Origin of the sequence: Kocuria rosea subsp. polaris (assembly GCF_001483755.1) — a bacterium.
GTDB classification, from domain to species: Bacteria; Actinomycetota; Actinomycetes; order Actinomycetales; family Micrococcaceae; genus Kocuria; species Kocuria cellulosilytica.
This window is the reverse complement of the sequence record NZ_LQBK01000006.1, coordinates 98,065-119,573: the sequence shown is the minus strand read 5'-3', so window position 1 is coordinate 119,573 and position 21,509 is coordinate 98,065. Positions and strand designations below refer to the sequence as shown.

General features: G+C 72.9%; 18 protein-coding genes, 1 tRNA gene and 1 riboswitch. Of the genes, 7 read left to right on the top strand and 12 right to left on the bottom strand.

Annotation, left to right across the window (positions count from 1 at the left end; translation table 11 throughout):
• Positions 1-91 precede the first annotated feature (91 nt).
• Positions 92-1,411, top strand: coding sequence for a diaminobutyrate--2-oxoglutarate transaminase (gene ectB, locus AVL61_RS06105; RefSeq protein WP_058873471.1), 1,320 nt, complete (start codon positions 92-94; stop codon positions 1,409-1,411).
• Between the two features lie 60 nt (positions 1,412-1,471).
• On the opposite strand, the gene AVL61_RS06100 is transcribed toward ectB, so the two are convergent.
• The gene (locus tag AVL61_RS06100) at positions 1,472-2,701 is read right to left on the bottom strand and encodes a heparan-alpha-glucosaminide N-acetyltransferase domain-containing protein (protein WP_058873470.1); all 1,230 of its coding nucleotides are present in this window, start codon (positions 2,699-2,701) and stop codon (positions 1,472-1,474) included.
• A 241-nt stretch (positions 2,702-2,942) separates the two neighbouring features.
• On the opposite strand from AVL61_RS06100, the gene AVL61_RS06095 reads away from it, so the two are divergent.
• Positions 2,943-3,206 (top strand): hypothetical protein, encoded by a 264-nt coding sequence (locus AVL61_RS06095; protein WP_058873469.1) that lies wholly within the window; start codon positions 2,943-2,945, stop codon positions 3,204-3,206.
• 78 nt (positions 3,207-3,284) lie between these two features.
• Here the strand turns inward: AVL61_RS06095 and AVL61_RS06090 are convergent.
• The 7 genes from AVL61_RS06090 to AVL61_RS06060 all read right to left on the bottom strand — a co-directional run bounded on the left by AVL61_RS06090 (position 3,285) and on the right by AVL61_RS06060 (position 11,879).
• Positions 3,285-3,360 (bottom strand) — tRNA-Asn (locus AVL61_RS06090).
• A gap of 77 nt (positions 3,361-3,437) precedes the next feature.
• Complete coding sequence (gene dnaG / locus AVL61_RS06085) at positions 3,438-5,318, bottom strand: DNA primase (RefSeq protein ID WP_058873468.1); 1,881 nt, start codon at positions 5,316-5,318, stop codon at positions 3,438-3,440.
• 106 nt (positions 5,319-5,424) lie between these two features.
• Complete coding sequence (locus AVL61_RS06080) at positions 5,425-6,753, bottom strand: MFS transporter (protein WP_197412650.1); 1,329 nt, start codon at positions 6,751-6,753, stop codon at positions 5,425-5,427.
• Between the two features lie 115 nt (positions 6,754-6,868).
• Positions 6,869-8,200, bottom strand: coding sequence for a deoxyguanosinetriphosphate triphosphohydrolase (locus tag AVL61_RS06075; protein ID WP_058873467.1), 1,332 nt, complete (start codon positions 8,198-8,200; stop codon positions 6,869-6,871).
• A 31-nt stretch (positions 8,201-8,231) separates the two neighbouring features.
• On the bottom strand, positions 8,232-9,410 hold the full coding sequence (gene dusB / locus AVL61_RS06070; protein ID WP_058873466.1) for a tRNA dihydrouridine synthase DusB: 1,179 nt from the start codon (positions 9,408-9,410) through the stop codon (positions 8,232-8,234).
• 106 nt (positions 9,411-9,516) lie between these two features.
• Positions 9,517-10,497 carry a GNAT family N-acetyltransferase gene (locus AVL61_RS06065; protein WP_058873465.1) on the bottom strand — a complete coding sequence of 327 codons (981 nt, stop codon included), beginning with the start codon at positions 10,495-10,497 and terminating at the stop codon, positions 9,517-9,519.
• Positions 10,497-11,879 carry a glycine--tRNA ligase gene (locus AVL61_RS06060; RefSeq protein ID WP_058873464.1) on the bottom strand — a complete coding sequence of 461 codons (1,383 nt, stop codon included), beginning with the start codon at positions 11,877-11,879 and terminating at the stop codon, positions 10,497-10,499. The genes AVL61_RS06065 and AVL61_RS06060 overlap by 1 nt, the downstream gene beginning before the upstream one ends.
• A 196-nt stretch (positions 11,880-12,075) precedes the next feature.
• On the opposite strand from AVL61_RS06060, the gene AVL61_RS06055 reads away from it, so the two are divergent.
• Positions 12,076-12,318: an RNA-binding S4 domain-containing protein gene (locus AVL61_RS06055; RefSeq protein WP_058873463.1), complete on the top strand. Its 243-nt coding sequence runs from the start codon at positions 12,076-12,078 to the stop codon at positions 12,316-12,318.
• Here the strand turns inward: AVL61_RS06055 and AVL61_RS06050 are convergent.
• Positions 12,302-12,988 (bottom strand): alpha/beta hydrolase, encoded by a 687-nt coding sequence (locus tag AVL61_RS06050; RefSeq protein WP_058873462.1) that lies wholly within the window; start codon positions 12,986-12,988, stop codon positions 12,302-12,304. The genes AVL61_RS06055 and AVL61_RS06050 overlap by 17 nt on opposite strands.
• Before the next feature lie 92 nt (positions 12,989-13,080).
• On the opposite strand from AVL61_RS06050, the gene AVL61_RS06045 reads away from it, so the two are divergent.
• Positions 13,081-13,932: an SGNH/GDSL hydrolase family protein gene (locus AVL61_RS06045; protein WP_058873461.1), complete on the top strand. Its 852-nt coding sequence runs from the start codon at positions 13,081-13,083 to the stop codon at positions 13,930-13,932.
• A gap of 32 nt (positions 13,933-13,964) precedes the next feature.
• On the opposite strand, the gene metX is transcribed toward AVL61_RS06045, so the two are convergent.
• Positions 13,965-15,149 carry a homoserine O-acetyltransferase MetX gene (metX, locus tag AVL61_RS06040; RefSeq protein ID WP_058873460.1) on the bottom strand — a complete coding sequence of 395 codons (1,185 nt, stop codon included), beginning with the start codon at positions 15,147-15,149 and terminating at the stop codon, positions 13,965-13,967.
• Entirely contained in the window at positions 15,146-16,531 is a 1,386-nt protein-coding gene (locus AVL61_RS06035; protein WP_231738290.1) for a bifunctional o-acetylhomoserine/o-acetylserine sulfhydrylase, read from the bottom strand. The genes metX and AVL61_RS06035 overlap by 4 nt, the downstream gene beginning before the upstream one ends.
• A 76-nt stretch (positions 16,532-16,607) precedes the next feature.
• A riboswitch (SAM riboswitch) is annotated at positions 16,608-16,723 on the bottom strand.
• Positions 16,724-16,865: 142 nt separating this feature from the next.
• Here AVL61_RS06035 and AVL61_RS06030 point away from each other — a divergent pair.
• Positions 16,866-17,504: a VOC family protein gene (locus tag AVL61_RS06030; RefSeq protein ID WP_058873459.1), complete on the top strand. Its 639-nt coding sequence runs from the start codon at positions 16,866-16,868 to the stop codon at positions 17,502-17,504.
• Between the two features lie 36 nt (positions 17,505-17,540).
• Here the strand turns inward: AVL61_RS06030 and AVL61_RS06025 are convergent, their stop codons facing one another.
• Positions 17,541-18,320 carry a CPBP family intramembrane glutamic endopeptidase gene (locus tag AVL61_RS06025; RefSeq protein WP_058873458.1) on the bottom strand — a complete coding sequence of 260 codons (780 nt, stop codon included), beginning with the start codon at positions 18,318-18,320 and terminating at the stop codon, positions 17,541-17,543.
• A 114-nt stretch (positions 18,321-18,434) separates the two neighbouring features.
• Between AVL61_RS06025 and AVL61_RS06020 the strand changes: the two genes are divergently transcribed.
• Positions 18,435-20,606, top strand: coding sequence for a S9 family peptidase (locus AVL61_RS06020; RefSeq protein ID WP_058873457.1), 2,172 nt, complete (start codon positions 18,435-18,437; stop codon positions 20,604-20,606).
• A gap of 96 nt (positions 20,607-20,702) precedes the next feature.
• Positions 20,703-21,509 carry an alpha/beta fold hydrolase gene (locus AVL61_RS06015; protein ID WP_058873456.1) on the top strand — a complete coding sequence of 269 codons (807 nt, stop codon included), beginning with the start codon at positions 20,703-20,705 and terminating at the stop codon, positions 21,507-21,509.

Sequence of the window (21,509 nt, the reverse complement as noted above, 5' to 3'; positions counted from 1 at the left end):
CCCCGCCCTACGCGACCGACGAGCGCTCAGCGGGAGAACCGGCCGGCCCGATGACCACCTAGCCCATTCCTCACCACCGGGAGTCGTCACCATGTCCACCACGATCTTCGAGGCCCTCGAGTCCGACGTCCGCAGCTACTGCCGCAGCTGGCCGGTGGTCTTCGAGACCGCTCGCGGCTCCCGGCTGCACGCCGAGGACGGCGAGGTCTACCTCGACTTCTTCTCCGGCGCCGGGGCGCTGAACTACGGGCACAACGATCCGGACCTGAAACGTGCGCTGCTCGAGTACCTGGCCGCCGACGGCGTCGTCCACTCCCTCGACACCTACACCACGGCCAAGCGCCGCTTCCTCACCGCCTTCGAGCACCATGTCCTCCGGCCGCGCGGCCTGGACCACAAGGTCCAGTTCACCGGACCCACAGGGACCAACAGCGTGGAGGCCGCCCTCAAACTGGCACGGCTGAACACCGGGCGCACCGGCGTCACCGCCTTCACGAATGCCTTCCACGGCATGACCCTGGGGTCCCTGTCGGTCACCGGCAACGCCATGAAGCGCAACGGCGCAGGAGTGCCGCTGCCGTTCGCCACCACCGCACCGTACGACGGCTATCTCGACGACCCGTCGTGGGGGCTGTCCTGGCTGGCCAGGACGTGGGGGGACTCCAGCTCCGGGGTGGAACGTCCCGCCGCCGTCATCGTCGAGACTGTTCAGGGCGAAGGCGGCCTGAACGCCGCCCGTGCCGGGTGGTTGCGCGAACTCGAGGCTCTCTGCCGGGAGCACGAGGTCCTGCTGATCGTCGACGACGTCCAGGCGGGCTGTGGGCGCACCGGCACCTTCTTCAGCTTCGAGGAGGCCGGGATCACCCCGGACATCGTGTGCCTGTCGAAGTCCATCTCGGGCTACGGGCTGCCCATGGCGCTGGTCCTCCTGCGCCCCGAGCTGGACATCTGGCAGCCCGGCCAGCACAACGGGACGTTCCGCGGCAACAACGCCGCCTTCGTCACCGGCACCGCCGCTCTCGAGAAGTACTGGGCCGACGGCGGCGTCTTCCAGCGATCCGTCGTCGAGCGCGGGAGGCAGCTCGGGGACGGCCTCGCGCGGATCGCGGCGCTGGTGGAGGGAGCGACCTGTCGCGGACGGGGCCTGCTCGCAGGAGTCCACTTCCCCGACCCGGAGCTGGCGGAGCGGATCGCTGGCGCCGCCTTCGAACGGCATCTGCTCGTCGAGACCTCGGGCGCGCGGTCCGAGGTCCTCAAGGCCATGCCCGCCCTGAACATCTCCCGAAAAGACCTCGACGAAGGTCTTGAGCTGCTGATGGACGCCACGCGGGCCGTGCTCGCCGATCGCTATCCGATCACCGCCTCGCGCGTGGAGGCCAGGGAGACGATGCCCAGCACCAGCGGCCGCTGAGCTCCGGGCGGCACCGCGGCACCGCGGGGGGAACGCCGGTTCCGCAGCGGGTCCCGGCCCTTAGCCGGGACCCGCTCCGGCGGATGCAGCCAACGAGCGCCGGCGAGCGCCCTTCGCCACGGCGCCGACCATCCGCTCCAGCGGCCCCTGGCCCAGTGCTCGCCGCCATGCCACCGCGAACAGGACCGCCGCCACCAGCTGGATCGTGAACCACAGGTAGGGCCGGTCGTAGTGGACCTCGAAGGACAGCGCAACCAGGTGAGCGGTGTACAGGGACAGGGTCATCGATCCCATCGCCGAGAGCGGCAGCAACCAGGAGCCGACCACGCGGGAGATCAGCAGAAAAAGGCCCAGCACCGCCATGCCGGTGCCGAGGCTTGCCGCAATGGCGAGCGGGGCGTTGGTGTGCGGCGTGGCGACCGCCAGTGACCACCACGTCTCGGTGGGTAACCAGTCCGATCCCCAGACCAGCACGTCAGCCAGTTCCTCCTCGTCACCCGACGAGGCGGCCAGCAGCCGTTCGTAACCGCCGGCGCCGTGGATCAGAACGTACGAGACGACCTGGGCGCAGGCTGACAGGCCGACGCCGACCACCATCAGGCGGAGCTGGATCGCTCTGCTCCCGAGGTCGAGCCGGCCCAGTCCCATGCCGGCCAGCAGATAGGTCAGATAGGCCAGGGCCGGATAGGTGCCGGTCAGCAACAACTGGGTGGTCGTCGCCACCGGTTGCGTCAGCAGATCCCCGAACGTGGGGTTGCCGGAGACGAAGCCGGGCAGGTTGTCGCGCAGCACCTGCATGAGCACCGGCGCCGTGACCAGGAAGACCGCCGCCGAGCCGAACAGCGTCCTCGGACCCGAGCGCAGGAAGGGGGCGGCCAGCAGGAAGAACACGCCGTAGTAGATCAGGATGTTGTCCGCCGGCAGGTCGTCGGACATCAAGGATCCGATCCCCAGTCCCAGCACGGCGATCAGCACGGCTCGCACCACGAGCGCCACCCGGTCTGCGGCCAGCTCCCTGTCCCCGTGCGGACGGGTCCCGCCGGAGGCCAGGGCCAGGCCGACGCCGGCCAGCAGCGCGAAGAGCGCCGCAGAGTCCCCGGAGAAGAGAATGTGGGACCAGGTCGGCTCCAGGGTCTCGTGGTCGTAGGACGGCAGGATGTGCACGGACATCAGACCGATGAGAGCCAGACCACGGGCAGCGTCGACGCCGACGAGGCGATGGTAGGGCCTCCGCGCCCCACGTGGGCCCCGCGAAGCGACAGCTCCAGCAGTCCTGACCGACCAACGCATGCTTCCCCCTGTGCACCGGACGCCGTCCGGGATCCCGGCGCTTCCGGAGCCGCCCCGGACCCAGCATGCGGAGAGGACTTCGGTCCCCGCTAGGAGGAACCTATGAACTTCATGATTTCTTGGGGCTGCAGAGCCCCGCCCCGAAGCGGGATGTCCACCGAAGAGCGGGCATTATTTTCGCGACTGGATGCGAGTCAATGGAAGTGAGCTTGATCCGAGCTCCCGCCGGAAGGACCACGCCATGACCACCATCCCCCACACCCGTCCCGCAGAGTCCCTCGTGAGCACCGGTGTCGCCGGGGCGCTGGCCGCCCGGGGCATCACCGTCACGGCCGTCGAGATGCTCTTCGACGGCCGGGAGTGGGCCGTGTCCGTGTCCTCCCGCCCCGAGGCGATGTCGGAGACCGAGGTCCGCGTGGCCGTCTGGACCGCCGTCCTCAACTACACGGCGGTCTTCGACGTGCCCGCCCCCACGGACGGGGTCCGGATCAGCCTCCTGGGCTGAGGACCGCCCGCACCGGCAGGACGTCGGCGGCACGAGAAAGGCCCTCACCGGCGTTCGACGCGGTGAGGGCCTTCTGAATGGCTCCCCCGACTGGACTCGAACCAGTAACCCTTCGATTAACAGTCGAATGCTCTGCCAATTGAGCTACGGGGGACCGTGCACGCACGCGTGCAACGAGCCATCACTTTACCGTTCCCGCCGGGCTTCGACAAATCCGGCTGGTCCGACGGGTCAGTCCTGGCGGAGGCCCCGCCGCTGCATCTCCAGTTCCAGCAGCTCCCGCTGGAGCTGCTGGTAGCGCTCGCGCTGCCCGGTGGGGTCGGTGCGCTGGAGCTCCGCCAGCCGGTCCGACTTCCGCCGGTTGATCTGCAGCTCGAAGAGGCGGTTGAGGATGTCCGCGGTGTAGCGCTCCAGCTGCTGCTGGGTGGTGGCGGGCAGCGGCGTCACGGCGAGCTCGGCGAGGTAGCCGTGCAGGGGCTCGGGGAGGTGGCCGCGCACCGCGTCCACCCAGACCTGACCGCCCGGCACGGCGGACCCGTCCCCGAGGAGCCCGGCGCGGGCGGCCAGGACCGCGTCGTGCACGGCCCCGTGCACGGGGTAGCGGAAGGCGCTGAGGCCGAACTCCTCCCAGTGCCGCTCGAGCATCAGGTCCGGGCACTGGATCACGGTCTCGAGCGCCTCGCGCTCCATCCGCGCCACGGGCTCGCGGGGGTCGGGCAGCTCGACCGGGGCGGGCCCGGACGCCTCGGGCTCCACCGGCCGGTGCGGCGACGGACGCCCCTCCTGCCGGTCGCGGCCCGCGGAGTCGACGGCGCGCTGGACCTCCGCCGGCTCGAGGCCGAGCCAGCCCGCCAGCTGCCGCGCGTAGGCCGGGCGCAGGGAGCGGTCCCGGATCCGCGCCACGATGGGGGCGCAGGCCCGCATCGCGCGGATCCGGCCCTCGATGGTGTCCAGGTCGAAGTTCTTCAGCGTCGCCCGGATCGCGAACTCGAACAGCGGCCGGCGGTTCTCCACGAGCTCGGCCACGGCGGCGTCCCCGCGGGCGAGCCGGAGGTCGCACGGGTCCATCCCGTGGGGCTCGACCGCCACGTAGGTCTGCGCCACGAACTTCTGGTCCTCCTCGAACGCGCGCAGGGCGGCCTTCTGCCCGGCGGCGTCGCCGTCGAAGGTGAAGACCACCTCTCCCCCGCCGCCGTCGTCGGAGAGGAATCGCCGGACGATCTTGATGTGCTCGGCCCCGAAGGCGGTCCCGCACGTGGCCACCGCCGTGGTCACGCCGGCGAGGTGGCAGGCCATGACGTCGGTGTAGCCCTCGACGACGACGAGGCGCCGCTGCTTGGCGATCTCCCGCTTCGCGAGGTCGATGCCGTAGAGCACCTGGGACTTCTTGTACAGGGCGGTCTCGGGGGTGTTGAGGTACTTGGGGCCCGGGTCGTCGTCGTGGAGCTTCCGGGCGCCGAAGCCGATGACCTCGCCGGCGACCGCCCGGATGGGCCACACGAGCCGGCCGCGGAACCGGTCGTAGAGGCCGCGGTTGCCCTCGGAGAACATGCCGGTGAGCTTGAGCTCCTGGTCCGTGAAGCCGCGGTCCCGCAGGTGCTTGAGCAGGTGGTCCCAGCCTCGGGGCGCGTAGCCCACGCCGTAGCGCCGGGCCGCCTCGCCGTCGAAGCCCCGCTCGCCCAGGAACTGCTGGGCGGGGGCCGCCTGGCGGGTGTAGAGGTTGCGCTGGAAGAACTCCGCGGCGACCTTGTGCGCGTCGAGCAGGCGCTGGCGGCGCCCGACCTCCTCCTTGTTCGGCCCGGAGCCCTGCTCGTAGTGCAGCTCGTAGCCCACCCGCGCCGCGAGCTTCTCCACGGTCTCCGAGAACGTGGTGTGGTCCATGGTCATGAGGAAGGAGATGACGTCCCCGGACTCGTCGCAGCCGAAGCAGTGGTAGGTGCCCATCTGGGGCCGCACGTGGAAGGACGGGGTGCGCTCGTCGTGGAACGGGCAGAGGCCCTTCCAGGAGCCGATGCCGGCGCTCTTGAGGGTGACGTAGCCGTCGACGATCTCCTTGATGTCGGTGCGCGCCCGCACCTCGTCGATGTCCTCGCGTCTGATCAGTCCTGCCACAGGGACAGTCTAGGGGCGCCGCCCGACGCCCGAGGGCCGGCCGGCCCGGGCGGTGGAGCACCGCGCGGACCGGCCGGCCCCCGGAGCGGGCACCGCGTGCGGGTGCTCAGCGGGAGCTCTCCCGCAGGTCCTGACGGGTCCTGCTGCCGGTCAGGGCGAGCCCGCCCAGGGCGCCCACCGCGGCGAAGGCGAAGAAGCCCCACGGATAGGCCAGGCCGGCCGTGAGCAGGGTGCCGCCGACGACCGGGCCCGAGATCGCCCCGAGCCGGCCCACCCCGGCGGACATGCCCAGCGCCGTGGCCCGCACCCGCGGCGGGTGGTTGGCGGCGGTGAACGCGTAGACGAGCACCTGGGAGGAGAACACGAAGCAGCCGGTGACGAGGATCAGCACGTAGATGCCGAGCAGCGGCAGCCTGATCGCCAGGGACGCGAGCAGCACGGCCGAGCCGAGGAACCAGATGATGCCCGCCACGCGCGGGGTGATCCGGTCGGCCACCCGCCCGGCGACGGCCAGCCCGGCGATGGCGCCCACGTTGAGGATCAGCAGGAAGCCGAGGGAGTTGCCGAGGTCGTAGTCGGCGGCGCGCATGATCTGCGGCAGCCACGTGTTGAGCCCGTACACCAGCAGCAGCCCCATGAAGGAGGCGACCCAGATCGCGATCGAGTTCCGGCGCCAGCCGGCGGAGAGCAGCATCGTGGCGCCGACCTGCTCGGCCTGCTCCTCGGCGGTGTGGTGCTCGAGGCGCACCCCGTAGTGCTCGGCCACGGCCCGGGCCTCCGCCAGGCGCCCCTTGGACGCGAGGAAGGAGGGGGACTCCGGGAGGAACACGAGCATGAGGGGCACGAGCACGAGGGCCGGCAGGGAGCCCAGGACGAACATCTCCTGCCAGCCGAACTGGCGGACGACGACGATGGCGATCGCCGCGGTGAGCACCGCGCCGACGTGGTAGCCGGTCATCACGAGCGTCGTGGCGTTGGAGCCCCGGCCGAGGCGGGCGAACTCGGTGACCATTGCGATGGCGGTGGGCAGGCACCCGCCCAGGCCCAGACCCGCGAGGAAGCGCAGGAGGCCGAAGACGAACACGCTCGGCGAGAACGCCGCGGCGAAGGTCAGCAGCGAGAACAGGACCACGGCCCCGATGAGCATCTTGCGGCGCCCGAGCCGGTCGGTCAGGTAGCCCATGGTCAGGGCGCCGATCATCATGCCCACGAGGCCGGCGGTGGCCACGGCCGTGCCCTGGGCGGTGGTCATGCCCAGCTCGTCGTTCTCGAGCATGGACGGCAGGACCGCCCCGAGCACCACGGCGTCGAAGCCGTCGAGCAGCACGGCGATCCAGCACAGCGGTGCCACCCACGCCCGGGAGCGCAGGATCGGCCGGGCGCCCGGGGTCGAGGCGGACGCCGGCGGCGGGGTGGATCCGGTGGAGTTTCCCATGGCAGTCATCCCTTGGTGAGGTGGAGCACAAACGCGCCGAGTCTAGGGAGCGGCACCGTGTGCGGCCCAGTTCACAGTCATTGAACGGGATCCGGTGCTGCTCCGGGCCGGCGGGTCACCAGAGCGGCTTGTCCCCCACGCGCCAGTGGGTGCCCCGGATCCGGTCGTGCAGGGACACCGCGGAGAGGTCGGTGAGGGACGCGATCTGGTCCACGACGAGCCGCAGCCGGGCGGCCTCGGTGCCGGGTCCCTCGCCGAGCTCGTGCCAGTCCGCAGCGAACGCGGGCGAGAGGTGCCGGCCGTCCGAGTCCATCAGCGCGCCCACCAGGATCGAGAGCACCTCCTGCTGGTTGTCGTAGATCGGCTGGGCGTCGCGCACCGTGATGACGTAGGTCGTGGCGATGCCCTTGAGCACGCCGATCTCCTCCGTGGTCTCCTCCGGCACCACGAGCTGGGCGTCGTAGCGGGTCAGCGGGTCCTCGCCGTAGATGTCCCGGGTGGCGCCCACCGCCGACATCGCGAAGCGGCCGATGAGCTGGCTGGTCATGTTCTTCAGCCGGGCGAGGTCCTTGCGGGACCCGTCCATCTCCCGGACCCACAGGGACGAGTCCTCGAGGCGGGTCAGCGCGGCGTCGAGGGACTCGGGCGCGGCCTCGGGCAGGTACCAGCGCCGGGTGAGCTCGAGCACCCGGTCCCGCTGAGTGGTGTCGGCGAGCCAGCCCAGCTGCACGAGCCCCGAGGCGATCGCGTCCTCGACGTCGTGCACGGAGTAGGAGATGTCGTCCGAGAGGTCCATGACCTGGGCCTCGAGGCACTTGGTGCGCGCCGGGGCGCCGTCGCGCAGCCACGCGAACACCGGCAGGTCGTCCGTGTAGACCCCGAACTTCGGGGACCGGGTCCCGTCAGCGCGCAGCGGCGCCTCGTGGGCCTCCCACGGGTACTTGCACACCGCGTCCAGCACGGCACGGGTGAGGTTCAGGCCGGCGGGCCCGCCGTCGTCGTCGAGCACCTTGGGCTCGAGCCGGGTCAGCAGGCGCAGGGTCTGCGCGTTGCCCTCGAAGCCGCCGATGTGCTGGGTCAGCCGGTGCAGGGCGGACTCCCCGTTGTGCCCGAACGGCGGGTGGCCGAGGTCGTGGGAGAGGCAGGCTGCGTCGACGACGTCGGGGTCGCAGCCGAGCATCCGGCCCAGCTCCCGGCCGATCTGGGCGACCTCGAGGGAGTGGGTCAGGCGGTTGCGCACGAAGTCGTCGGTGTCCGGGGAGACGACCTGCGTCTTGGCGGCCAGCCGGCGCAGCCCCGAGGAGTGCAGGATCCGGGCGCGGTCCCGCTCGAAGTCGGAGCGGTACTTGTTGTGGTGGTCCTCCGCCACCCAGCGCGCGACGTCGCGGGCCTCGTAGCCCGGGGCGGGTGCGCCGGTGCGGTCGATCTCGATGGACGTGTGGGACATGCCCGGTCCTTTCCGTGTCGTGGGGGCCGGCTCAGCCGCCGGAGACGTCGAGCTCCGCCGCGACCAGCCCGAGGCGCTCGGCGTCCCCCAGCTCGCGGGAGTCGAGCCAGCCGTGCGGGAGCTGGGCCCGCTTCGGCGTTCCGGCCCGGCCCCGGGGACCCTCGACGGCGTCCCCGGGGTAGCCCTGGTCGAGGTCGAGCTCGGCGAGCAGCTCACGCAGGGTCGCGAGGTCGGGCACCTGGGCCATCCGGGCGCGCAGGGCCCCGCCCACGGGGTAGCCCTTGAAGTACCAGGCGACGTGCTTGCGGATCTCGCGCAGGCCCTTGGCCTCGTCGCCGAAGGTCTCGACGAGCAGCTCCGCGTGGCGGTGGATCGTGCGGGCGACGTCGGCCACCCCGGGGCGGAAGCGGTCGGGGCGGCCCTCGAACGCGGCCTGCAGGTCCCCGAAGAGCCAGGGCCGGCCCTGGCAGCCGCGGCCGATCACGACGCCGTCCACACCGGTCTGCTCGACCATCCGCACGGCGTCCTCGGCGCTCCAGATGTCCCCGTTGCCGAGCACGGGCACGTCCGGCAGGGCCTCGCGCAGCTGCGCGATCGCGTCCCAGTCGGCGGTGCCGGAGTAGTGCTGCTCGAGGGTGCGCCCGTGCAGGGAGACCGCCGCCACGCCGCTGTCGCGGGCGATCCGGCCGGCCTCCAGGAAGGTCAGGTGCTCGTCGTCGATGCCCTTGCGCATCTTGATCGTCACGGGGACGTCCCCCCGGGAGGCCTCCTCGACGGCCGTGCGCACGATGGCGGTGAACAGATCGGTCTTCCAGGGCAGGGCGGAGCCGCCGCCGCGCTTGGTGACCTTGGGCACGGGGCAGCCGAAGTTCAGGTCGATGTGGTCGGCCCGGTCCTCCTCCACGACCATCCGCACGGCCTGGCCGACGTGCACGGCGTCGACGCCGTAGATCTGGATCGAGCGGGGCGTCTCGTCCGGGTCGTGGTCGATGATCCGCATCGACTCGGGCCGCCGCTCCACGAGGGCGCGGGCGGTGACCATCTCCGTGACGTAGAGGCCGCCGCCGTACTCGCGGCACAGCCGGCGGAAGGCCTTGTTGGTCACCCCGGCCATGGGGGCCAGCACCACGGGGACGTCGATCGTGAGGTCGCCCAGGTGCAGCGGCGGCAGGTCGAGCCGGGCGGGCTGGTTCTCGGTAGAGGTGTCCATCACCGGGGAATTCTCTCACGGACGGGGACAGGGACGGGGACGGGTCCCGGGGCGCACCCCGGGACCCTGCGCACGCCGGACGCCGTCCGGCACTCCGCCGGGCTGCTCAGTCCCCGGGCTCGGCGAGGACCACGGAGGTCTCCACGACCGAGGCGGCACCGGCCGCCAGGAGGTTCTCGACGACGGCGGTCAGCGGCTCCATGGACCCGTCCGCCTGGAACTGCACGGGGTGGTGGTGGGCCAGCAGCGCGAGCAGCTGCTCGAGCGCGGGACCCGCCGCGGCGTCCCCCGGCGTCCAGCCGAGCATGACGTGGGCGGGCTCGTCCGGGGCCTCCTCCGGGGCCCGGGCGCCGGGGGTCGCGTCGAGCTCGACGGGCCGGTAGCTCACGGCGAACGCGGAGATCCTCCCGCGCTCACCGGGGCCCACGCCGTTGCGCAGCACGAGCGCGCCGTAGGCGTGCGCGGCGTCGGAAAGGAACAGCTGGTTGACCCGCCCCACCGGCAGGTCCGCCGGCTCGTCCCAGGCGTGCACGGAGCGGTAGAACGCCCACAGGGCCCGGGTGAGCTCCACCGAGCCGGTGGCCAGGTCCTCGACGGCCTGCGCCGGCGTCCCGTCGGGCTGCTCCCGCAGGGGCTGGAGGGGCAGCGCCCCGGCCGCCACGCGGACCACCCGCGACTCCTGGACGGGCTCCAGCCCGGCGGCGCGGGCGAAGCCCTCGCCGGCCGAGCCCGGCGCCGCCTTCGTGCGCAGGGCCTGCACGCCCGAGGGCGCGCCCGCCGCCTCGGTGCGCAGCCGCTCCAGCAGCGCCCGCCCGAGTCCTTCGCCGCGGCGGTCGGGGGCGACCTCGACGTAGGCCCACAGCCGGGACGGGTGCAGCGCCGACTCGTAGACCGTGCCGGCGCCGATCGGCACGCCGGAGTCCTCGGCCACGACGGTGCGGGACCACGGGGCGTCGTCGTCGGGGCGCAGGGTCGCGCGGAAGGCCGCGGCCTGGGGCGTCTCCGGGTCGGGCCAGACCTCGAGCAGCCGCAGGTCGTCCCCGTCCCGCCAGGGCCGCAGCCCCGGACCGGTGAGTGCGCCGCTCATCAGCGGACGAGCTTCCCGGCGAGGTAGGACTTCACCTGGTCGAGGGCCACGCGCTCCTGGGTCATCGCGTCCCGCTCGCGGATGGTCACGGCCTGGTCCTCGAGGGTGTCGAAGTCCACCGTGATGCAGAACGGGGTGCCGATCTCGTCCTGGCGGCGGTAGCGGCGCCCGATCGCCCCGGAGTCGTCGAAGTCGATGTTCCAGCTCCGGCGCAGCTCCGCGGCCAGGTCCTTCGCCTTGGGCGAGAGGTCCTCGTTGCGGGACAGCGGCAGCACCGCCGCCTTGACCGGGGCCAGGCGCGGGTCCAGCTTCAGGACCGTGCGCTTGTCCACCCCGCCCTTGGAGTTGGGGGCCTCGTCCTCGGTGTAGGCATCCACGAGGAAGGCCATCATCGACCGGGTCAGGCCGAAGGACGGCTCGATCACGTACGGGACGTAGCGCTCGTTGGTCTGCTGGTCGAAGTAGCTGAGGTCCGTGTTCGAGTGCTCGTTGTGCACGCCGAGGTCGTAGTCGGTCCGGTTCGCCACGCCCATGAGCTCGCCCCACGGGTTGCCCTGGAAGCCGAACCGGTACTCGATGTCGATGGTGCCGGCGGAGTAGTGCGCCCGGTCCTCCTCGGGGACGTCGTAGCGGCGCATGTGGTCCGGGTCGATGCCCAGGTCGGTGAACCAGTTCCAGCAGGCCTCGACCCACTCGTCGAACCAGTGCCCGGCCTCGGACGGGTGGGTGAAGTACTCGATCTCCATCTGCTCGAACTCGCGCGTGCGGAAGATGAAGTTGCCGGGGGTGATCTCGTTGCGGAAGGCCTTGCCGATCTGGCCGATGCCGAACGGCGGCTTCTTGCGGGCCGCCGTGACCACGTTGTTGAAGTTCACGAAGATGCCCTGGGCGGTCTCGGGCCGCAGGTAGTGCAGGCCCTCCTGGTTGTCGACCGGGCCGAGGAAGGTCTTGAGCAGCCCGGAGAACTGCTGCGGGTCGGTCCACTGGCCCTTGGTGCCGCAGTTGGGGCACGGGATCTCGGCCATGCCGTTCTCGGGGGCGCGGCCCTTCTTCTCCTCGAAGGCCTCGATCAAGTGGTCCTGGCGGGCGCGCTTGTGGCAGGAGGTGCACTCCACGAGCGGGTCGGTGAAGGTCGCCACGTGCCCCGAGGCCTCCCACACGGCCTTCGGGAGGATGATGGAGGAGTCGAGGCCCACCATGTCCTCGCGCCCGCGCACGAAGGTCTGCCACCACTCGTGCTTGATGTTCTCCTTGAGCTCCGCGCCGAGGGGCCCGTAGTCCCAGGCCGAGCGGGAACCGCCGTAGATCTCACCCGCCTGGAACACGAATCCGCGGCGCTTGGCCAGCGAGATGACGTTGTCCAGCGTGGACTTGGGGGCCATGTGGGTCTCCTCCAGGGTCTCGCCCGACCGCCGGCTGCGGACGCGCGTGGTGGGTGGTCCGGCCCGGCGGCGCGCCGGGCGGGAACGGGCCGTCGACGGCCCGCACGAACGAGGACGCCGCAGGCGACGTCCTGCGACCAGCGTAGCCAATTCCCGCGGTGCCCGCCGACCGCCCGGGAACGGGGACAATGGGGCCATGACGACTTCCGAGCAGCCCAGCGGCCCCGACGAACTGCCCATCCGCAACGACATGATCCGGCTGGGCCAGGCGCTCAAGCTGGCGAACCTCGCCGAGGACGGGGCGCACGCCCGGGGCCTCGTGGAGGACGGTCAGGTCTCGGTCAACGGCGAGGTCGAGACGCGGCGCGGCCGGCAGCTGCACCCGGGGGACGTCGTCACCGCCGGCGGCGCCTCGGTGCGGATCACCGCGGGGGGCTGACCCGGCGGTCCGGTCCGCGCAGCACCACCTGGGTGAGGTACTCGCGCACGTGCCCGACCTCCTGCGGGCTGATCCCGTGGCCCACCCCGGTGTAGTGCACCTTCATGACGTCGGCGTGGTCCAGCGCCCACTCGGCCGTGGAGTCCACGAGCTCCTGCGGGATCACCGGGTCCTGCGGGTCCCGGCCCCAGAACATCCGCAGCGGCTGCTCCCGCAGGCGGTCGTCGGCGAAGAGGGGGTGCTCCCCGGGCACCACGAACCCGGAGAGCCCGACCACCGCGGCGATCTCTCCGGGCATGTGGCGGGCGAGGGACGTGGCCATGGCCATGCCCTGCGAGAACCCGAGCAGCGTGATGCTGGGGTGGTCGGCGGCCAGTGACCGCAGCCACGCCGCGACCGGCTCGACGGCCTCGGCCACGCGGTCGAGGGAGAAGCTGAGGTCCGCGGCGAGGGGGAACCACTGGTAGCCGAACTGGAGGGGCTGAGGGGCGCGCAGGGACGCCACGCTGAACTCGTCCGGCAGCGCCGGGACGAGGCCCATGAGGTCCTGCTCGTGCGAGCCGTAGCCGTGCAGGAGGACCAGCAGCGGGGTGCCGGGGCGGGCGTCGGCGTCCTTGCTCCAGACGGCGAAGGGGGTGTCGGTCCCGGTGGGGACGGTGGCGTCGGTCATGCCCCCAGTGTGCCATCCGTGCCCGGGCGGGACGGGCGCGGGCCCGGCGCGGTCCCGTGGACCCGCGCCGGGCCCGGTGGTAGACCGGGGGCATGACCGACACGACCGCAGGACCCCCGGACACCGGCGCGCGCGCCCACCCGTGGCGGCGCATGGTGGCGATCGGCGACTCCTTCACGGAGGGCATCGGGGACCCGGACCCCGGGTCCCCGGGCGGGCACCGCGGCTGGGCGGACCGTGTCGCGGAGGAGCTCGACCACCTCTCCCCCGGCCTGTCCTACGCCAACCTGGCGATCCGCGGCCGGCTCTTCCGCCAGATCGTCGACGAACAGGTGGCGCCCGCCCTGGAGCTGTCCCCGGACCTCGTGACGATCTGCGCGGGCGGCAACGACATGCTGCGCCCGGGCGGTGACCCGGACGCGATCGCCGAGGAGATGGACGACGTCGTCGGCCGGCTCGGGGCGGACGGGGCCACGGTCGTGCTGATCGACGGCCCGGACATCGGCGCCACGCCCGTGCTGCGGGGGATCCGGGGCCGGATCGCGGTCTACAACGAGAACGTGCGGGTAGTCGCGTCCCGGCACGACGCCGTGCTGGTGGACCTGTGGGGGCTGCGGGAGCTCGCGGACCCCGCGATGTGGGACCCGGACCGGCTGCACTTCTCGCCCCTGGGCCACCACCGGATCGCGGTCGAGGTCCTCGACACCCTGGGCCTCGAGCACGGCCTGGTGCCCGAGGTCGTGCCCGACCGCCCGCCCTCGTCCTGGCGGCAGGCCCGGGGCGAGGACCTCGTCTGGGCCCACCGCTACCTGCGGCCGTGGGTGGCCCGCCGCATCCGGCGCACGAGCTCCGGGGCCCAGGTCCGGCCCAAGCGCCCGCACTTCGGCACCGCCACCGTGCCCGGGGGCGGGCTCGCGCCCGGCGACGGGACCGCGGAGGGCTGAGGACCCGGTCCGGCCGAGGTCCCTGCCCCGGCTCAGGGCTCGCGCAGCACGGTCTCCAGGAGCAGCTTCCCCAGCTGGGGCGTCTCGATGAGGAAGCCGTCGTGGCCGGAGGGCGAGGTCAGGGTGTGCCGCCGGACGTCCCCGGGCAGCGCGGCGGCCAGGACGTCCGACTCGCGGGGCAGGTAGAGCCGGTCGGAGTCCACGGCCGCCACGAGCCACTCGCACGAGGTCACCGACAGCGCCTCCTCGAGCGTGCCGCGACCCCGGGCCACGTCGTGCGACATGAGCGTCTCGTTGACCGCCAGGTAGCTGTTGGCGTCGAAGCGCCCGGCGAGCTTGGACGCCTGGTGGTCGAGGTAGCTCTCCACCTGGTAGCGCCCCCGGCCTCCGGGGTGGGTGCCGATGACGTGCTCGTCGGCCTGCGGCGAGCGCCCGAACCGGTGGTGCAGCTCGTCGGCGGAGCGGTACGTGATGTGGGCGATCCGCCGGGCCAGGCCCAGGCCCGTGACGGGCAGCGGACCGTCGTAGTAGTCCCCGCCGCGGAAGTGGGGGTCCTGGCGGATCGCGAGGTTCTGCGCCTGGCCCCAGGCGAGCTGCTCGGCGCTGGACTGGGCGCACGCGGCGACCACCGCGCACGCCCGGACCCGGTCGGGGTAGGTCACGGCCCACTCCAGGGCCCGGGCACCGCCCATGGAGCCGCCGATGACCAGGCGCCAGGAGCCGATCCCGAGGGCGTCGGCCAGCGCCGCCTCGGCGTGCACGGAGTCCCGGACCGTGACGAGCGGGAAGCGGGAGCCCCACGGGCGGCCCTCCGGGTCCACGTCCGGCGGCGCGGGGGCCGCCGGACCCGTGGACCCGTAGCAGCCGCCCACGATGTTGGTGCAGACCACGAACCAGCGGTCCGTGTCGATGGCAGCGCCGGGGCCGACCAGGCCCTCCCACCAGCCGCCGCTCTGCGCGGCGCGCCGCTCCGCCTCGGAGGCGCCGGGGCGGGCCCGGCCGGCCGCCACGTGGGTGTCCCCGGTGAGCGCGTGCTCGACGAGCACCGCGTTGGACCCGTCCGGGGCCAGGGTCCCCCAGGTCTCGTAGGCGATCCGGACCTCGGGCAGCCGGAAGCCCGACTCGAGCTCCAGCTCGCCGATCGCGGCCACGCGCGGCACCCCGTCCTCGCGGACGGCGGTCCCGGCGCCGGCACCCCCCACGACGGTCACGGTCACTCCTGCCCTCCGTGCGCGGCCGCGGCGAAGCCCTGCTCCAGGTCCGCCAGGATGTCCTCGATGTGCTCCAGGCCCACGGACAGGCGCACGAAGCCGGGCTCCACCCCGGCGGCCAGCTGCTCCTCGGGCAGGAGCTGGCTGTGCGTGGTGGACGCCGGGTGGATGACGAGGGAGCGGACGTCGCCGATGTTCGCGACGTTCGAGTGCAGGGTCAGGGCGTCCACGAAGGCGGCCCCGGCCTCGCGGCCGCCCTCGAGCACGAAGCCCAGGATCGACCCGGCGCCCCGGGGCGCGTACTTCTGCGCCCGCCCGTGCCACGGGGAGGACTCCAGCCCGGCCCAGGACACCGAGCGCACGTCCTCGCGCGCCTCGAGCCAGCGGGCCACCTCCCCGGCGTTGGCCACGTGCCGCTCCATCCGCAGGGACAGCGTCTCGATGCCCTGCTCGATGAGGAACGCGTTGAACGGGGAGATCGCGGAGCCGAGGTCGCGCAGCAGCTGCACCCGAGCCTTGAGGATGTAGGACAGGTTGACGCCGAAGGGTCCCTCCGCCCCCAGGTCCCGGGCGTAGACGAGCCCCGCGTAGGACTCGTCCGGCTGGTTGAAGCCGGGGAAGCGCTCCGGGTAGCGGCCGAAGTCGAAGGCCCCGGAGTCCACGATCACCCCGCCGATCGCCGTGCCGTGCCCTCCGAGGAACTTCGTGGCCGAGTGCACCACGACGTCCGCGCCCCAGCGGAAGGGCTGGACCAGGTACGGGGTCGCCACGGTGTTGTCCACGATGAGCGGCACCTCGGAGTCGTGCGCGATCCCGGAGACCGTCTCGATGTCGAGGACGTCGTTGCGCGGGTTCGGGATGGTCTCCGCGAAGAAGGCCTTGGTGTTCGGCCGCACCGCCCGCCGCCACTCCTCGGGGTCGTCCGGGTCGGTCACGAAGGTGGTCTCGACGCCGAGCTTGGGCAGCGTGTACTTGAACAGGTTGTAGGTCCCGCCGTAGAGGCTGGGGCTGGCCACGATGTGGTCGCCGGCGCCGGCCACGTTGAGCACCGCGAACGTCGTGGCCGACTGCCCCGCGCTGAGCATCAGGGCGCCCACGCCGCCCTCCAGGGCGGCGATCCGGTTCTCCACGACCTCCGTGGTCGGGTTGCCGATCCGCGTGTAGATCGGCCCGAGCTCGGCGAGGGCGAAGCGGTCGGCCGCGGCCTGGGCGTCCGGGAAGACGAAGGACGTGGTCTGGTGGATGGGCAGGGCCCGGGAGCCGGTGACCGGGTCGGGGCTCTGCCCCGCGTGGATCTGCCGGGTCTCGAACGCCCAGCCCCCCGGGTTCTCGGGAGTGGGCCGCTCGGCGATGGAGCGGTCGGTGCTGGAAGCGGTGGTCTCGGACATGCCGTGGGACTCCTTGCGGGTGTCAGGGGTCCCGTCCCGGCCGAGGCGGTGCGGCCGGGAGCGGCCGGGCACCGGGGACCCGCGCTTGCTCGCTCGCCGGTCGCGAGGAGCCTGGTCTTCACCCAGGGCACCCCACCGCGGTGGAGGGTTGCCGGCCAGCTAGCTGGGGCTTGGACGCTGGCGCTCATGACCTGGACAGCATTCTCCGGATCCGGACGACACGGCGTCAAGCCGGGCCCGGGCGTGACACCCGGCGGCGGGCGCCGGGCGCACCGCACCGGGTGCCCCGCGGACCGATTTGGAGACGAAACTCACACGGTGCCACGATGAGCCCATGAGAGTCGACCACGTGTCCTACGCCTGCCGCCCGGAGGGCCTGGCGGCCACCACCGAGCGCATCGCCGACCAGCTCGGGATCGAGCCGGTCAAGGGCGGGGTGCACCCCCGTTTCGGCACCCGCAACATGATCCTCCCCCTCACGAACCACCAGTACGTCGAGGTCGTCGAGGTCCTCGAGCACCCGGCCGCGGTGAAGGCGCCGTTCGGCCAGGCCGTGCGCGCCCGCTCCGAGGCGGGCGGGGGCTGGCTGGGCTGGGTCGTGGAGGTCGACGACCTCGCCCCCTTCGAGCAGCGCCTGGGCCGGTCCTCCGTCCCCGGCTGCCGGGTGTTCCCGGACGGCCGGTGCCTCGAGTGGCGTCAGATCGGCGTGAAGGGCCTCATCGCCGACCCCCAGCTGCCGTTCATGGTGCACTTCGAGTCCGACCCCGAGATGCACCCCTCGCAGGCGCGGATCACGGACGTCGGGCTCGCGGGGATGTGCATCGCCGGGGCCCCGGACCGGGTCACCGAGTGGCTGGGCGCCCCCGTGGAGACCGCGCTCGAGGACCTGGAGGTCGACTGGCGCTATCCGGAGGGCACCCCCGGGGTGCTCTCCGTCACCTTCAGCACCCCGGACGGCCCCGTCACCATCTGAGCCCCGGGGCCACCGGACGGGCCCGGCCCCCGGGCGTCAGCCCAGCAGCCGGGCGGCGCCGAGGAAGCCCACGGCGTCCAGCAGGAAGTGCGCGACGACGAGGGGCATCACCCGGCCGGTGCGCCGGTAGAGCTCCGCGAAGACCAGGCCCATGACCACGTTGCCGAGGAACGGCCCGATCCCCTGGTAGAGGTGGTAGCTGCCGCGGAACAGGGCCGTGACCACCAGCACCACCGGCCAGTTCCACCCGATGCGGGTGAGCCGGTCGGTCAGGAACGCGACCACCACGACCTCCTCGACCAGGGCGTGGCGCACGGCCGAGAGCAGCAGCACGGGAACCGTCCACCAGTGCTCAGCGAGCCCGGACGTGCTGACCTGCGCCGTGACGCCCAGGGCCCGGCCCGCGCCGTAGAGCACCAGCGTCCCCAGCCCCATGAGCACGAAGAGCACGGTGCCCAGGCCGAGGTCCGGGACGGGCATGCGGGCGTCGAGGCCGATCCGCCGGCGGACCGTGCCCAGCGCTCCGGCGGAGCCGGCCAGCAGGTACAGGGCCAGCAGCACCGGCACCAGGTCCAGGCCGATGCCGGTGAGCTGGCGCAGCAGGTCGAAGAGAGGCTGCCGGCTCAGCGGCGGGTTCATCGTGGCCTGCGCCTCGGACAGCGGTCCGCGGGCGAGGTCCTCGGCGAGGGAGAGCACCGCGTAGAGGGCCGAGGCGCCCAGGGACACCCCGAGCACGAGGAGCACCTGCAGCCACAGGTCGGCGCGGGTGGACCCGAAGGCCGGCGGGCGGGGGTGCAGGTGGGCGGGGGTGCTCATCCGGCCATTGTGGCACCGGGCCGGGCGGGCACCCGGGACGGGCGGCTCCCGAGCCGCGCGGCCCGCACCACCCGCCCCGTCCGCTGCCGGGACGTCTTCCCTAGGATGGGGACCATGACTGTCCTTCCCCCGCAGATCCGTCAGCAGCCCGTCGAGCGAGCCTTCCACGGCCACGTGTTCTCCGACCCGTACGAGTGGATGCGGGACAAGGACTCCCCCGAGGTGCTGACCCACCTCGCCGCGGAGAACGAGTACGCGGAGTCCGCCACCGCCCACCTCACGGGGCTGCGGGAGACGATCTTCGGGGAGATCAGGGACCGCACCCAGGAGACCGACCTGTCCGTGCCCAGCCGGCGCGGCGCCTGGTGGTACTTCGCCCGCACGGTGGAGGGCGGCGCGCACCAGGTGTTCTGCCGGGTCCCGGCGGTGAGCACCGGGGACGTGATCGCCGACTGGACCCCGCCCGTCGTCGAGCCCGGCACCCCCATGACCGGGGAGCAGATCCTCCTCGACGCCAACGCGGAGGCCGCCGAGCACGAGTTCTACTCCCTCGGCAGCTTCGACGTCTCCGAGGACGGGGAGCTGCTGGCCTGGGCCGAGGACGTCACCGGCGACGAGCGCTTCACCCTGCGGGTCCGGGACCTCACCACGGGCGCGCTGCTCGCCGACGAGATCCCCGGGACCTTCTACGGCTCCTTCCTCACCCCGGACGCCCGCGCCGTGTACTACACGGTGGTGGACGAGTCCTGGCGCCCGCACCAGCTGCGCCGGCACGAGCTGGGCACCCCGGTGGCCGAGGACGTCGTCGTCCACGAGGAGGCCGACCCCGGTCTGTGGCTCGGGGCGGGCCTGTCCGCGGACCGCCGCTGGATCGTGGTCGAGGCGATGTGCTCCGAGTTCTCCGAGCAGCTCGTCCAGCCGGTCGCGGACCCGGCGGCGCCGCTGCAGGTGGTGCTGCCCCGCACCGACCGCGTGCTCTACGAGGCGGAGCCCCTGCTGCTGGACGGGCGGGAGCAGATCCTGCTGACCCACGACCACGACGCCCCGAACTCCCGGATCTCCCTCATGGACCCGGCCGACCTCGGCCGCCCGATCGCGGAGATCGCCCTGCGCGACGTCGTGCCGGCCTCGGAGACCGTCCGGGTCAACGGCTGCGCCGTGACGGCCACCCACCTGGTGGTCTCCGTCCGGGCGGACACCACGCTGCGGGTCCGGCTGCTCCCGCTCGCCGGCCTGGGCACGGCCGCCCAGGCCGACCCCGTGGAGCCGGCCTTCGCCGAGGAGCTCTACACCGCGAGCGTCTCCGCCGCCGAGCACGACGCCCCCGTGGTGCGACTCTCCTACACGTCCTTCACGACGCCCCCGCGCGTCTACGACGTCTTCGTGGCGGGCGCCACGGGGGACGACGACGCCCTGCCCGCCGAGCCGCTGCTGCGCCGCGAGGCCACGGTGCTCGGCGGCTACGACCCCGCCGACTACACGGTCGAGCGGGACTGGGCCGCCGCGGCGGACGGCACCCGCATCCCCGTCTCCCTGATCCGCCGGGCGGACCTCGACCGCGACGTGCCGGCGCCGGTGCTGCAGTACGCCTACGGCTCCTACGAGCACAGCACCGACCCCGCGTTCTCGGTCTCTCGGCTGTCCCTGCTGGACCGCGGCGTGGTGTGGGCCGTGGCGCACGTGCGCGGCGGCGGGGAGCTCGGCCGGACCTGGTACGAGCACGGCAAGAAGCTGCACAAGACGAACACGTTCACCGACTACGTGGCGGTCACCGACCACCTCGCCGCCCGCCCGGACATCGACGAGCGGCGGATCCTGGTGATGGGGGGCTCCGCCGGCGGCCTGCTGGTGGGCGCGGTGCTCAACCTCGCCCCCGAGAAGTACTGCGGCGCCCTGGCCGCGGTGCCGTTCGTGGACCCGCTGACGTCCATCCTCGACCCGAGCCTGCCGCTCACGGCGCTCGAGTGGGAGGAGTGGGGCAACCCCATCGAGGACGCGCACGTCTACCGCTACATGCGCGACTACTCCCCCTACGAGAACGTCCGCGCCCTGCCCTATCCCCCGATCCTCGCCGTGACGAGCCTCAACGACACCCGGGTGCTCTACGTGGAGCCCGCCAAGTGGGTGGCCGCGCTGCGCGGTGCCTCGACCTCCGGCGAACCGGTGCTGCTGCGCTGCGAGATGGCCGGGGGCCACGGCGGAGCCTCCGGCCGGTACTCCCAGTGGAAGGACACGGCCTGGGAGTACGCCTGGGTGCTGGACCGGATGGGGCTCGCCGGGGTCTGACCGCGCCGTTCCGCCCCGCCCGCGGGAGCGGCGGCCGGGGCACGGACCGCCCGCTCCGCCGGGAGGGATGGCTCGTGGCGGCATAGACTGCGGGGCATGGGGAACGACCTGCCCGTCCAGCACTCCCTCCTCGCCACGGGCGTGACCGTGTCCTGGGTCGCCACGGGCCCGGCCGGAGCGACACCGGTCGTCCTGCTCCACGGCTGGGGCGAGTCCCACCGGGAGTTCTCCCGGCTGCTCCCCCTGCTGCCCGCCACCGTGCGTGCCGTCGCCCCGGACCAGCGCGGCCACGGGGAGGCCGACCGGCCGCAGGACGGCTACGGGCTGCCGGACCTCGCCGCGGACGTGGTGGCGCTGCTGGACGCCCTGGGCCTGACGTCGGCCGTCCTGCTGGGCTCGTCCAGCGGCGGGTACGTCGCCCAGCAGGTCGCTCTCCACCATCCGCACCGGGTGCTCGGCCTCGTCCTGGTGGGCTCGCCCCGCTCCCTGCAGGGCCCTGCGCCGTTCGCCGACGAGGTGGAGGGGCTCAGCGACCCCGTCGACCCCGCCTGGGTCCGGGAGTTCCTGGGCTGGTTCCCGACCGTCCAGCCGGTTCCGCAGTGGTACGTCGAGGAGAGCATCAGGCACGGCGCGGCCGTCCCCGCCCGCGTGCGGCAGCGCTCCCTCGAGGGCCTGACCACCGCCCGTCCTCCGACCGACGCCGGGACGATCGCCGTCCCCACCCTGGTCCTCTGGGGAGCGTGCGACGGTCTGCTCTCCCGGGAGCACACGGATGCGCTGGTCACGGCGATCCCGGGCGCTCGGCTGGTCGTCTACGAGGACACCGGTCACCTGGTGATGTGGGAGCGGCCGGAGCGGGTCGCCGCCGACCTCGTGGCGTTCCTGGACGACCTCGGCCGCTGA

Coding starts and splice junctions, on each gene's coding strand:
- ectB (WP_058873471.1), top strand. CDS start 92: ATGTCCACCACGATCTTCGAGGCCCTCGAGTCCGACGTCCGCAGCTAC.
- AVL61_RS06100 (WP_058873470.1), bottom strand. CDS start 2,701: ATGCGTTGGTCGGTCAGGACTGCTGGAGCTGTCGCTTCGCGGGGCCCA.
- AVL61_RS06095 (WP_058873469.1), top strand. CDS start 2,943: ATGACCACCATCCCCCACACCCGTCCCGCAGAGTCCCTCGTGAGCACC.
- AVL61_RS06080 (WP_197412650.1), bottom strand. CDS start 6,753: ATGGGAAACTCCACCGGATCCACCCCGCCGCCGGCGTCCGCCTCGACC.
- AVL61_RS06075 (WP_058873467.1), bottom strand. CDS start 8,200: ATGTCCCACACGTCCATCGAGATCGACCGCACCGGCGCACCCGCCCCG.
- dusB (WP_058873466.1), bottom strand. CDS start 9,410: ATGGACACCTCTACCGAGAACCAGCCCGCCCGGCTCGACCTGCCGCCG.
- AVL61_RS06065 (WP_058873465.1), bottom strand. CDS start 10,497: ATGAGCGGCGCACTCACCGGTCCGGGGCTGCGGCCCTGGCGGGACGGG.
- AVL61_RS06060 (WP_058873464.1), bottom strand. CDS start 11,879: ATGGCCCCCAAGTCCACGCTGGACAACGTCATCTCGCTGGCCAAGCGC.
- AVL61_RS06055 (WP_058873463.1), top strand. CDS start 12,076: ATGACGACTTCCGAGCAGCCCAGCGGCCCCGACGAACTGCCCATCCGC.
- AVL61_RS06050 (WP_058873462.1), bottom strand. CDS start 12,988: ATGACCGACGCCACCGTCCCCACCGGGACCGACACCCCCTTCGCCGTC.
- AVL61_RS06045 (WP_058873461.1), top strand. CDS start 13,081: ATGACCGACACGACCGCAGGACCCCCGGACACCGGCGCGCGCGCCCAC.
- AVL61_RS06035 (WP_231738290.1), bottom strand. CDS start 16,531: ATGTCCGAGACCACCGCTTCCAGCACCGACCGCTCCATCGCCGAGCGG.
- AVL61_RS06030 (WP_058873459.1), top strand. CDS start 16,866: ATGAGAGTCGACCACGTGTCCTACGCCTGCCGCCCGGAGGGCCTGGCG.
- AVL61_RS06025 (WP_058873458.1), bottom strand. CDS start 18,320: ATGAGCACCCCCGCCCACCTGCACCCCCGCCCGCCGGCCTTCGGGTCC.
- AVL61_RS06020 (WP_058873457.1), top strand. CDS start 18,435: ATGACTGTCCTTCCCCCGCAGATCCGTCAGCAGCCCGTCGAGCGAGCC.
- AVL61_RS06015 (WP_058873456.1), top strand. CDS start 20,703: ATGGGGAACGACCTGCCCGTCCAGCACTCCCTCCTCGCCACGGGCGTG.